This is a genomic window from Telluria antibiotica (genome assembly GCF_011682055.1).
GTDB lineage: Bacteria > Pseudomonadota > Gammaproteobacteria > Burkholderiales > Burkholderiaceae_D > Telluria > Telluria antibiotica.
This window is the reverse complement of record NZ_JAAQOM010000014.1, coordinates 232,496-244,875: the sequence shown is the minus strand read 5'-3', so window position 1 is coordinate 244,875 and position 12,380 is coordinate 232,496. Positions and strand designations below refer to the sequence as shown.

General features: G+C 61.0%; 10 protein-coding genes. 2 read left to right on the top strand and 8 right to left on the bottom strand.

From position 1 onward, the window contains the following. Positions 1–206, top strand: a 206-nt coding sequence (locus tag HAV22_RS30895; RefSeq protein ID WP_208296323.1) for a hypothetical protein, incomplete at its 5' end; no start/stop codon positions are given. Positions 207–451: 245 nt separating this feature from the next. Here the strand turns inward: HAV22_RS30895 and HAV22_RS22570 are convergent. From HAV22_RS22570 to HAV22_RS22540, 7 genes are all read right to left on the bottom strand, one after another. Then, entirely contained in the window at positions 452–1,285 is an 834-nt protein-coding gene (locus HAV22_RS22570; RefSeq protein WP_166862012.1) for a carbohydrate ABC transporter permease, read from the bottom strand. Beyond that, on the bottom strand, positions 1,282–2,154 hold the full coding sequence (locus tag HAV22_RS22565; RefSeq protein ID WP_166862011.1) for a carbohydrate ABC transporter permease: 873 nt from the start codon (positions 2,152–2,154) through the stop codon (positions 1,282–1,284). The genes HAV22_RS22570 and HAV22_RS22565 overlap by 4 nt, the downstream gene beginning before the upstream one ends. 2 nt (positions 2,155–2,156) lie before the next feature. After that, positions 2,157–3,431, bottom strand: coding sequence for a sugar ABC transporter substrate-binding protein (locus HAV22_RS22560; RefSeq protein WP_208296321.1), 1,275 nt, complete (start codon positions 3,429–3,431; stop codon positions 2,157–2,159). A gap of 160 nt (positions 3,432–3,591) precedes the next feature. After that, positions 3,592–5,814, bottom strand: a complete 2,223-nt coding sequence (gene bglX, locus HAV22_RS22555; protein ID WP_371869709.1) for a beta-glucosidase BglX — start codon at positions 5,812–5,814, stop codon at positions 3,592–3,594. A gap of 81 nt (positions 5,815–5,895) precedes the next feature. Continuing rightward, positions 5,896–7,200, bottom strand: coding sequence for a sugar MFS transporter (locus tag HAV22_RS22550; protein WP_166862009.1), 1,305 nt, complete (start codon positions 7,198–7,200; stop codon positions 5,896–5,898). Between the two features lie 15 nt (positions 7,201–7,215). Further along, positions 7,216–8,190, bottom strand: coding sequence for a glucokinase (gene glk, locus HAV22_RS22545; protein ID WP_166862008.1), 975 nt, complete (start codon positions 8,188–8,190; stop codon positions 7,216–7,218). Next, the gene (locus tag HAV22_RS22540; RefSeq protein WP_229421362.1) at positions 8,187–10,688 is read right to left on the bottom strand and encodes a glycoside hydrolase family 3 protein; all 2,502 of its coding nucleotides are present in this window, start codon (positions 10,686–10,688) and stop codon (positions 8,187–8,189) included. The genes glk and HAV22_RS22540 overlap by 4 nt, the downstream gene beginning before the upstream one ends. Between HAV22_RS22540 and HAV22_RS22535 the strand changes: the two genes are divergently transcribed. Next, positions 10,675–10,851, top strand: a complete 177-nt coding sequence (locus HAV22_RS22535) for a hypothetical protein (RefSeq protein ID WP_166861817.1) — start codon at positions 10,675–10,677, stop codon at positions 10,849–10,851. The genes HAV22_RS22540 and HAV22_RS22535 overlap by 14 nt on opposite strands. Here the strand turns inward: HAV22_RS22535 and HAV22_RS22530 are convergent. Continuing rightward, positions 10,830–12,377, bottom strand: a complete 1,548-nt coding sequence (locus HAV22_RS22530; protein ID WP_166862006.1) for a tryptophan halogenase family protein — start codon at positions 12,375–12,377, stop codon at positions 10,830–10,832. The genes HAV22_RS22535 and HAV22_RS22530 overlap by 22 nt on opposite strands. Between the last annotated feature and the right edge of the window lie 3 nt (positions 12,378–12,380).

Genomic DNA, 12,380 nt, shown 5'->3' with positions numbered 1-12,380 from the left:
GCTCGACCGGGAACGGGTATGGTGCTTTCTGTTTCTTGGGCTTCTTCGTGGTCATTATTTCGGTCATGGAACAGTCCTTTCCGGATTATTTCATGACCCCGTTCCACACAGAAAATCTGACAGGCTCCTACAACTTACTGGCTCGCAAGCCGACAATCCGAGATATTGCAAAAAAATGCAACAAAGCCGTACGCAGCCCCTACTGAATTACTCCTACGCTGGACGCCCGTCGTTGCGATAGATGTTCGCCGCCATACTTGTAGCGATTCAGCCGCCTGGCGCACCGGGACGCCTCGCTCCTCAACCAACACCGCAAGCTTGAACTCGCAATTAAATGGTCTTGTTGCTGTCATTGATTCTTTCTGATTCCATTCTCCACCTTAACTTGGTGTCCGTGGAATCCGCAGCAGGCCAAATGACCAGCCTTCGAACAATATTGATCGCCTACTTATCATCCCTTCACGCTGCCGATCAGCATCCCCCGCATGTAGTAGCGTTGAAGTCCGATGAATATTAACAACACCGGAACGACGGTCAGAACTGAACCAGCCATCATCATTTCGTTATCATGGCCGTGCTCACGCGCAAACGACGCCAATGCCACCGGAAGCGTGTAATGTTCGTTCCCGGCCAACACGATCAATGGCCACATGAAGTCGTTCCAGCTGGCGAGAAAGCTGAAGATCGCGAGCGTGACGAGTATGGGCGCCAGAAGAGGAAGGACGATCGAGCGAAAAATTCGGAATTCGCCGGCACCATCGATGCGCGCGGCATCCAACAGCACGTCGGGAACTCCAAGCGCGTACTGGCGCACGAGAAAAATGCCGAAGATGCTGACCATTGAAGGAACCAAGACGCCGACGTACGTGTTGACCAGACCGACACTCTTCAACATGAGAAAAAGCGGCAACATGGTGACCTGCCCGGGAATCACGAGTACGCCGAGTATCAGCTTGAAAATGCGATCGCGCCCGGAGAATCGCAACTTGGCGAATGCATATCCCGCTGCGACGTTGAAAGTGAGCGAAATCAGCGTCGCCGCAGTCGCCAGCAGCATGCTATTGAGCAGGTAAAGTCCGATGTCGTGGTGATCAAACAGCTCGCGATAATTCGCGAATGTCGGATGTGCAGGCAAGAACGGCGGCGGGAAGCTGCTGGCCTCGCCGGGCGCCATGAAGGATACCGACAGCATCCAGACCAGCGGAAAGAGGATCAATGCCGCGCCACAGAGCAGTAGCGCGTTTATCAGCCCGCCTTTGACACTTCTAGCAAAGACTGGTTTCATTGTTCGTCGCCAAGCCGCGTGAATTTGAGCTGCAGCAGCGTGATCGAAAACATCAGCAGGAACAGCATGAATGCGATGGCCGACGCGGATCCGATATTCCACCACTTGAAGCCCTGTTCATACATGAAATACAGCACGCTCACCGTGCTTTGCATCGGTCCACCTTCCGTCATGACGTAAGGCTCGGCAAACACTTGAAAGTAGCCGACCATGGTCAGAATACTCACCATCACAATGGTCGGGCCGAGCATCGGCAGCGTGATGTAACGGAACCGCGCCCAATGGCCGGCGCCGTCGAGTTTCGCGGCGGCGTACAGATCCTCGGAAATGCTTTGCAGGCCGGCGATGAAAATGATCATGTTGTAGCCGAAATTCTTCCAGACGCTGAATACGATAATCGCAAACATCGACCAGTGCGGATCGCCGAGCCAGTCGACCTTCGGCATGCCGAGTCCGCCAAGAACATAGTTAATGTACCCGTAGCGCGCATGGAATAGGTAACGCCAGATCACCACGACCGCAACAAGCGATGTAACGACAGGCGCGAAGAGCGCCGTGCGAAAGAAGGACTTGAAGCGTGCGACCTTCGAATGCAGCAGTACCGCGGCGGCGAGGGATGTCGCGATCGACACAGGCACGCCGACGACCACGAAATACAGAGTGTTGCCGAGCGCTTTCCAGAACAGCGGCGTATGCAGCAGGTCGATGTAGTTGCGCAGTCCGATAAAGCGCAGGTTCTTGAGGCTGGCGAGCGCATAGAGATCGAAATCCGTCAAACTGATGACAAACGCAGCCAGTGCCGGCAGCAAGAAGAACACTGCAATGACAATCAAGGCTGGCGCAACGAAGCACCATGCCGCACGTTCCATTCTCATGGCACGTGCCCGTGATCGAGCATCCAGCGCCGCTTTTCCAGGATTCGGTCGACACGCGCGTCGAGTTCTCGTGCCGCTTCGTCCACGGTCAGGCCCCCATGCACCATGACCTCGGCCACAAGGCGCATTTCGGTGGCAATACGCGCCCATTCCGCCACCTTTGGCGGCGATTTCACACGCTCCATCTGGTCGCGAAACGCCCGCGCGTAGATGTCGTCAGCGAGCGTAGGATCATCCCAGGCACTGCGGCGCGGCGGCAGGTCGCCGATGGCATGGAACAGGCGCCGCTGTATATCGACACGCGAGAGGAATTCCACGAGTTGCCACGCAATATCCTTGTGCCTGGAGCTGCGGAAGATTGCGAAACTGGCGCCGCCGGCGATCGATGTTCCGGGGCCGTTCGGTCCGGGTAGTGCGGCCGTCATCCAGCGGTCTTGCAAATCGGGAGGCAGGCGGCGCTTGAACTCGCCGATGTTCCACGGGCCCGAAATATAGAAGGAAAAATAGCCGCGGCCGAATTCATTCCACAAGTTGGAAACCTGGCCCGTAGCCAGTCGCGGCGCCCAATGGCGCTGGAAGGCCTCGTTGTAAAACTGCAGTGCGCGCCGAAAACCCGCGCTGCGGAAGTTACCCCAACGTCCATTTGCACGCAACAGCGGTTCGTCCTGTTGAAGCGCGAGTGCAAGCAATGGCTCGAATTCGTCCGTAGGCAACAGCACGGCAAATTTATCCTGGCCGGCCTTGGTTTTGATGGCGGCCATGGCTCGCTTCCACTCATCCCAGTCCTTTGGCGGCGCGGCATACCCCGCCGAAGCCAGGATGTCCTTACGGTAGAACATCAGCCGCGTATCGACGTACCACGGGATACCATACAAACGCTCGTCTACGCGATTCGATTCCCATATGCCGGGGAAATAATCCGCCTTTGAAATGGCGCTCGATGCGGCAACCCGATCGTCGAGCGATTCTAATGCGCCGAGGGCGACGAATTCCGGTATCCAGGTATTGCCCAGCTGACAAATATCGGGGCTGGAATCGCCGGCGAAGGCCGTCAGCAGCTTTTCGTGTGCCGATGCCCACGGCAGTTGCTGGACGTCGATCCGTATGCCCTTATGGGTACGTTCGAATTCGTCGACGAAGTCTTTTATGACCTCGCCCTCGCGGCCCATGGTCCAAAACCGAATCACCGTCACATCGGATACGGCGCGCCCCCGGCTCGCCACCAAGAAGGCCGCAAGCACAAGCGAGAACACGAGCAAGCGCTTCGGCAAGGAGATGGCAGACCTCATTTCGCTGGATTGGGCCAACCGCCGCGCTGCCGCAAACGTCCGGGCAGCGCGGCGCAGGAATACCCGCGAAATTTTACGTCAAGCAGGACTGCTTGAGTAATTCTAATCGCCTTACGGAAACAACAGCCACTCAGGTATCCAACTAGCGAACATACTGGAAACTGGATCGCAGCCGGATATCGTCCGACGATGCACCGACCATCAGGTCGAATTCGCCGGGCTCGGCGTCCCAGCGCAACGCCGAATTGAAGAAGGAGAGGCTTTCCTTGTCGATCGTGAATTCCACTGTTCTCGTTTCGCCCGGCGCCAGCGCTACCTTTTGAAATCCCTTGAGCTCCTTCACCGGCCGGACCACGGAGGCGACGCGATCGCGAAGGTATAGCTGAACGACCTCCTCGCCGGCAGCCTTGCCCGTATTGGTAAGCGTCATTCTGACCTGCAGTTTATCGTTGCCGCGCAGCGTCTCACGGTCCAGTCTCAAATCGTCATAACGGAACGTCGTATAGCTCAAGCCGAAGCCGAAGGGGAAACGCGGTAAATTGACCAGGTCGATGTAGCCTGACACCCATTCCGTCGTCGTGGGCGTGGGCGCCGGCCGGCCGGTATTGAAATGGTTGTAGTAGATCGGGATCTGCCCGACGCTACGCGGGAAGGTCATCGGCAGCTTGGCGCTCGGGTTCACGTCACCGAACAACACATCGGCCACCGCGTTGCCTGCTTCGCTGCCCAGCCACCAGGTGTAGAGGATGGCAGGGGCGTGGTCGGCCACCCAATCGAACACGAGCGGACGGCCGGCGTTGATCATGACCACCACCGGTTTGCCGGTCGCGACGATGGCCTTGATCAGATCCTCCTGCCCCCCCGGCAGGGTCGGATTGGCCCGGCTCCGGGATTCTCCACTCGCATCCCAGCGTTCGCCGACCTCGATCACCACCGCGTCGGCCTCGCTCGCGACCCGGACGGCCTCAGCAAACCCTGAACGGTCTTCGCCATCGATGTCGCTGCCTTTGGCGTAAAGAAGCGTCGTGTCCTTACCCAGCTTTGCGGCAATGCCGTCCCATGTCGACACCGCCTGATGTGCATAGTCGACACCAGGAACCGTGACCGACCAGAAGCCATGGTTTTCCACGCCCTGCTTGATCATTGGACCAATGAGGGCCAGCTTTCTGACCGACTTGGACAAAGGCAGCACAGCGCCGTCGTTTTTCAGAAGCACGATGCTTTTTGCCGCGATGTCACGGGCCGCTTTCCGGTGTTCCGGATTATTCAGCGCCTGACGTTCGCGCTCGGCGTCACTGAATTTATAGGGGTCCTCGAACAGGCCGAGTTCGAACTTCTTGCGCAGGATACGGCGCACTGCGTCGTCGACGTCGGCCAGCTTGACCTTTTTCTCGCGCACCAGTTGCACCAGGTTGCCCTGGTAGACGCCGCTCTGCATATCCATGTCGACACCCGCATTCAGCGCGATCCGCGCCGCGTCCTTGTTGTCGGCCGCGTAGCCGTGGTCGACCATTTCATCGACGGACCTCCAGTCCGACACGACAAAGCCGGTGAACCCCCACTTGCCCTTCAGGATATCGCGCAGCAGATGGCTGTTGCCTGTAGCGGGAACGCCATTCAGGTCGTTGAACGACGTCATGAACGTCGACGCTCCGGCATCGAGCGCCGCCTTGAACGGCGGCAGATAGGTTTCCCACAACATGCGCTCGCTCATGTCGACGCTGTTGTAGTCACGCCCGCCGACCGCTGCACCATAACCCGCAAAATGCTTGACACACGCCATGACGGCGTCGGCGTCGCCCAGCTGCCTGCCCTGGAATCCTTTTACCCGCGCGGCGGCGACCCGCGACGCAAGATAGGTGTCTTCGCCTGCACCTTCCATGACGCGCCCCCAGCGCGGATCCCGCGCGATGTCGACCATCGGCGCGAACGTCCAATGGATGCCGCCCGCCGCCGCTTCGGTGGCGGCGACGCGGGCGCTGCGCTGGATCGCCTCGAGATCCCAACTGGCCACTTCGGCGAGCGGGATCGGGAAGGTGGTCTTGTACCCGTGGATCACGTCCATACCGAACAGCAGCGGTATCTTCAGGCGCGATTGCAAAGCGAGTTCCTGATACTGGCGCGTGCTGTTCGTGCCGACGACGCTGAACACCGAACCGACGCGGCCGCTGCGTATCCCGTCGCGCACATTGGACTCGATGGCGACGGGCCCCGTCGCTTTCGACTCGGCCGAGTATTGGGTCAGTTGGCCGACCTTCTCCTCGAGCGTCATTTGTTTGAGCAGTCGATCCACGCGCCGGTCGACGGCCGCCGATTCGGTACCATGCGCCACGTTCACGCCAACTGCAAGCAATAGCGAAAGCACGATAGTTCCTGCCCGCATAGTTTTAATCATGAATACCCCGTGTTGATTTTGTATCGTATTCCAAGGCTGATCCCGCGACCTTCAGTCCCGTCCCGCCTGGTACATGCCGGCATGTGCGAGGCCGAAATAGAAAATGAACGTGTAGCAGGCGGCCGGAACCAGGAACGACCAGTGCAAGCCGACGCTATCGGCCGCGACGCCTTGTACGAACGGGACGAGCGCGCCGCCGACAATCGCCATGCACAGTACGCCGGAGGCATGACCGGTCAGGTTTCCAAGCCGATGCAGTGCCATGCTGAAGATGGTCGGGAACATGATCGAGTTGAACAAGCCGACGGCGAGGATCGCCCACATCGCGATATGTCCGTGGCTGAAGATTGCCGTCAGGATGAACGCGATCGCGCACCCGGCGTTGAACGCCAGCGCCCTCCCGGGGCTGACGCGGCGCATGACGGCGAATCCGATGAAACGTCCAATCATGGCGCCACCCCAGTAGCAGCTGACATAGTGCGCCGCCGCCGCGGGCGTCAGGCCCGCCACCGTGTCGTCGCCGAGGAAATTAATCAGGAAGCTGCCGATGCTGACTTCGCCTCCCACATAGAGAAAGATCCCGATCGCGCCAAGCACGAGATTGCGATGGGACAGGAGCGCGCGCAAGCCGGCCGGTGCCGCGTCATCGTGATGGACGATCCTGGGCAGACGCGCAGCCGCGAAAAGGATCGCCAACAGGAGCAGCATGCCGGCGAGCGCCAGGTATGGGCCCTGGACCGTGGCGGCCTCCTTGGCCCGATACAGCGCCTGCTGCGCCGCAGGCAGCAGATGGATCCGGTCGGCAGCCAGAGCGCCCGCGCCGGACAGGATCAGCATGCCGCCGAGCGTCGGCGCGACGGTCGTTCCCAGCGAATTGAATGCCTGGGTCAGCGTCAATCTGCTCGAGGCCGTGCGTGGATCGCCCAACGCCGTCACGTACGGATTCGCGGCAACCTGCAGCGTCGTGATGCCGGCGGCAAGCACGAAGAATGCAAACAGAAATAGAGCGTAACCGCGTGAGGCGGCTGGATAGAACAAGGCGCATCCCGCGGCCGCGATCACGAGACCCGCGACGGCGCCGCTTTGATAGCCGATTTTCCGGATCAGCATGCCGGCCGGCAGCGACACGATGAAGTACGCGCCGAAAAAGCAAAATTGCACGAGCATCGCCTGCACGTAGCTGAGCGTATAGACGGCTCGCAGATGCGGGATCAGGACGTCGTTCAGCGACGTCAGGAGACCCCACATGAAAAACAGGATGGTGACGATGACCAGCGGTCCCGTGCGCTTATGCGACGTCCCGGCAACATCATTCGGGACCGTTGTGGTGGTGGATGTATTTGACGCAAAACCCATATCGAGCTCCTGTAATTATTGCTGGCTGGCCAAACGCCCGGCGAGCATGGCCGAGATACCGGGAAAGGCTGGATACTTCTCGGTGATCAGATAGGTGGGAATCGGCGCCAAGAAGGAATTCATACGCCCCTTGTCCTCGAACCGTGCACGGAACGGCGATCGATCGAACAACTCACCGAAGCGCGGGACAATCCCCCCGCCGATGTACATGCCTCCGGTTGCGCCGAACGCGAGCGCCACGTTGCCGGCAACGGTGCCGAGGATGGCGCAAAAACGCATCACCGCCTCGACACACACGACGCTGTCGCCGTCGAGCGCGGCGCGGGTGATTTCGTGTGCGGGAAGGTCGCTTCCGGAAAGGACGCGATGAATCGCCTCGAGCCCCGAACCGGAAAGCAGGCGCTCGCACGAGACATGCCCGCGCTCGTTCCACAACGCGCGCAGAAGGTTGACCTCGACGTCATCCGCTGGCGCGAAGGTCGCGTGCCCTGCTTCACTCGGCAACGGGGCCCAGCCCGGACCGACCGGGATCAGCCCGGCCACGCCGAGCCCCGTGCCGGGACCGATCAGTCCGAGCGGACGTCCGCGCTGGCCGACACCACTGCCCACCTGCCGGCACTGCCCGGCGTCGAGATGCGGCAGTGCCATCGCCAGCGCCGCGAAGTCGTTCTCGACGAGCAGCGTTTCCAATGCCGCTTCCGCACGCAGGGCCTCGACCGAGAAACTCCAGTGCCTGTTCACCATATTGACCACGTCGCCGTCGACAGGATTGGCGATCGCGATCGCGGCGTGGCGCACGGGTCCGTACGTGCCGACCACATCCGCAACCTGCGCCAGGTAGGCACCTATCGCCGCATGCAAATTCTCGAAGTCGTCGCAACGAAGCACTTCGACGGCCACGATCGACCGAGGTCCCGTCTCGAGAGCGAAGCGCGCGTTGGTCCCGCCCACATCCGCCAGGAGACGTGGGCCATCGTCGTAGGCATTCATCGAATCTCCTCGCAACGCAGCGCGTCCTTGTCCTTGGCGGCGCCGCCGACGATCTGGATATTGGTGAATGCGGCCGCAAACGGCCCGTCCGTCGCGATGCCGAACAGCGCGTCCACTTTCGTCAGGTCGGCGCCTTGCGCGACGAAACAGGCAAGCGGAATCTTGACGGTTGCCTTGGGCAGCGTTGCGAGGCGCGTGAACACGTCAGTCAAGTTCACTTCACCTCCACAGTTCTCGCCGCACCCAAGTGCCATCGTGACCTTCGCGGTCGGCGCCATCTTGACCGAGGTATCGAACTGGAGCACGCCATCCCTTGTGGCGAAATCAGGAAGCGCAATTGCGATGGACGGCTTCGCTTCGATGCGCCCAGCGCCCGCCCAGGTCACCAGCTTTGCATCCTGCTGCGTGTTGACCTGCACCGTATCGACCCGGATGGTCGGCAGCACGACGGCCTTGTTCAAATCGGAACCCAGCGCCACGCGCTGCGCACCGCTGACGACGTACAGCGGCCAGGTCGCATGTTCCGCCTGGGTGAAGATCGGATAGGCATTGCTCGTGCCGCAGCCGCCGGCCGGATACCGGACCTCGAGCTTGCCGACGGTCTTCGTGCTGCGGTAATTCAGCCCGTAGCCGCGCGCGAACAAGGTGTCATGGCCGTTGCGCACCGTATCGATACTTGCATGGCATGCCGATCCTGGCCAGGTGAACGACAACGTGCCGTTGAAGCCGTGTGCGATCCTGCCTTTCGCGTCGCGGAACAAGACATCGGCCACGCCCTTGCCTTCGGTGCCCGGCAGCCATGCCATGACAAAACTGTCGGACAGGTTCATCAGGTCGTTGACGTACAACGGACGGCCGGCAACGAACACCGTGACCACGGGTTTGCCCTTGCCTGCAACCGCCTGCAGGACCGCGAGATCGCCAGGGTACCGGCTCGTGTGGCGCAGCGTGCCAGTCGCGCCGATGTCGCCGGCGCCTTCCGCATAAGGCGTCTCGCCGATGACGGCGATCACGACGTCGAATCGGGATGGGTCGATACCGGACGCATCGGCGCTGTAGGTAACGTTGGAACTGCCCACCGCCTCGACGATGCCGGCAAGGATCGTGTCGCCGTTCGGAAAATCGCTGTTCTTGTTGTCGGTTCCCTGCCACGTGAGCGTCCAGCCACCGGTCTGGTTCGGCAGACTGTCGGCACTCTTGCCCACCACCAGAACCCGGCTGCCGCGTGCAAGGGGCAATGCTGCGCCATCGTTCTTCAGCAGGACGAGCGATTTGCGTACGGCTTCGCGCGCCAACGCCCGCGCTTGCAAGGCCGCCTGCTTGCCGGCGTAACGGTTGTCCGACGGCTTCCTGCCGAACAACCCTGCACGCAGCTTCACCCGAACGATGCGCGTCACCGCGTCGTCGATACGCGACATCGGGATCTCGCCTTTCCTGACCTGGTCGGCGGTATTGGCGATGAAGGCTTTCCAGTCGTCCGGCACCATGACCATGTCGATGCCGGCATTGATCGCCTGGGCGCAGCTGGCATTGCTGCAGCCGGGCACCTGGCCGATGCCGTTCCAGTCGGAGACGACGAACCCGTCGAATCCCATCTTGGTCTTCAGGACGTCGGTCAGCATGACCTTCGAGCCGTGCATCTTGCCGTAGTCGACGCTGGCTGCGACATCGTTCCAGCTGTTGTAGGACGCCATGACGGTCTGTGCGCCGGCGGCCAACGCGCCGTAATAGCCCTGGCCGTGGACGTTGATCATCTGCGCCCTGGTCGACTTGTTGTCGCCTTGGTCCTTGCCGCCATCCGTGCCGCCGTCGCCAATGAAATGTTTGGCGGTCGCGATGACGTTACCGTCGGTGGCAAACGTGCCCTGCAATCCCTTCACGTAGGCGCGGGCGTACTCGTTCACCAGCCTGCCGTCCTCGGAAAAGCTCTCGTAGGTACGTCCCCAGCGAACATCGCGCACGACGGCCAAGGTGGGCGCAAATACCCAGGCGATACCGGTCGCGCGCGTCGCCTTGGCGACCGCCTCGCCGATCCGGCCGACGAGGCGGCTGTCATGCGCCGCCCCGAGGCCGATATTGTGCGGGAACTGCGTCGCGCCAAAGACGTTGCTGTTACCGTGAATCGCGTCGATGCCCCAGATGACGGGCACCTTGTCTTTCATGTCGGTGGACACCGAAGCCTCGTAGTAGCGATCGGCCAAGGCCAGCCACTGTGCCGCGGTCGCATGCTTGTTCCCGCCCGGCCAGCTACCGCCGCCATTCAGCACGGAGCCGAGATAGTAGCGACGTACGTCGTCAGGCGATGCCGTCTTGATTTCGGCCTGCGTCATCTGGCCGATTTTCTGTTCGAGCGTCATGCCCGACACGATGGCTGCCACCCGGGCTTCGAGCGCCGGATCGGTAGCGATTGCGCTCGTGACGCGCGGCCAGTCGGCGAGCTGCGCGGTCGACGAATCTGCAAACGCTGTGCTTGCGGAGGAGGAAATGAGCGCCAGCATCGAAGCAAGAATTGAATATCGTATTTTCATGGTGAATGTAATTGGGTTCTGCGCCGCGTCATCTGTGGATGGCCACCAAGGAGGCGCCTGCTATGACGGGACGACACCCGGGCGGTTGAAGAAAGGCCGGACGGCCGGTGCCTATGTCGGCACGGTGAAATGATCTTCGTCCCGTGCCCGGCAAGAGCTGGCAATAAAATCCTCATGCATCGGCATCGTGGCCGCGCAACGGCCGACGATGTCCCGGATATCGTCGGCAAACGCCCGCAGCCGCGGCAGGGGATGAATATCGCAAACGGGGTGATATCCGTTCGGGACCAAACCCTGCCCAAGCATGACCTGGACCCAGCTCGATTCGCGGAACAGTTCCGTATCGACCCGATGGATCCGCGCGTTCGAGGTAAACAGCTCCAACTTTTCGGCCAATGTGTCGGGAATCGGCATCTCCCGGCAATAATTCCAGAATGGAGAATCAGCGCGCGTCGTGAGCTTGTAATGCAGAACGATGAAGTCGCGAATTCGCTCGAGTTCGAACTGCGTCTGGCGGTTGTACGCGGCGATGTCGGCGGCGTCGAGGCCCGCATGAGGAAACAGGTCCATCAGCCGCGTAATGGCCGACTGGACCAGGTGAATGCTGGTCGATTCCAGCGGCTCGACGAAGCCGCTCGACAAGCCGATGGCGACGCAGTTGCCGACCCAGGTGCGCTTCCTGCGGCCGGCGGCAAACCGGAGCAGTCGCGGCTCGGCCAGCGGCTTGCCATCGAGAGTACTCAGCAGCACATCTGCCGCTTCGCGGTCCTGCATGAAGGCGCTCGAATACACGTGGCCATTGCCGATGCGGTGCTGGAGCGGTATCCGCCATTGCCATCCCGCGGAACGCGCAGTCGAGCGCGTGTACGGCAACAACGGCAAGGCCGATTCCGACGGCACGGCGAGCGCGCGATCGCACGGCAACCAATGCGACCAGTTCTCGAAGCCAGCCGCGCAGGTCTGCTCGATCAGTAGCGCGCGCATGCCGGAGCAATCGATGAACAAATCCCCCTCGATCAGCCGGCCGTCGGACAGACGCAGTCCCGCGATGTTTTCATTGTGCGGATCGCGCAAGACCTCGCCAATACGGCCTTCGGTCCGCACGACGCCCTGCTGCTCGGCGCGCCGGCGCAGATAGCGGCCGTACAGGTTCGCATCGAAATGAAATGCATGACCAATCTCGCCGAGGGGTGAGTGCGCCATGTCCTGCCGTGGCCGGATGAAACGGCCCTGAAGCGCCGCTACCGAATTGATCGAGTAATCCGCGAAATCATGAGCGAATCCGGCCTTGCGCAAGCGCAGCCAGTACTGATGGAATGGCACCCCATCGATTGGCCGTCCGACGTCGCTGAACCCATGAAAATATCGGCTACCCGGTGCGTTCCAGCCGACGAATTCGATACCGAGCTTGAACGTTCCCTTCGTTTCTCGAAGAAACTCGTCTTCGCTGATGCCCAGCGCCGAATTGAATGCCCTGATCGCCGGAATCGTTCCCTCGCCGACCCCGACGGTACCAATCTCCTCGGACTCGATCAATTCGATCGTCCAGTGTTCGCGCCCATCGTCGCGCAGCAAGAGTCTGGAAAGCGCGGCCGCAACCATCCACCCCGCCGAGCCGCCGCCGACAACGACGACGCGCCGCAGTTGTTTTAGTGACATTGT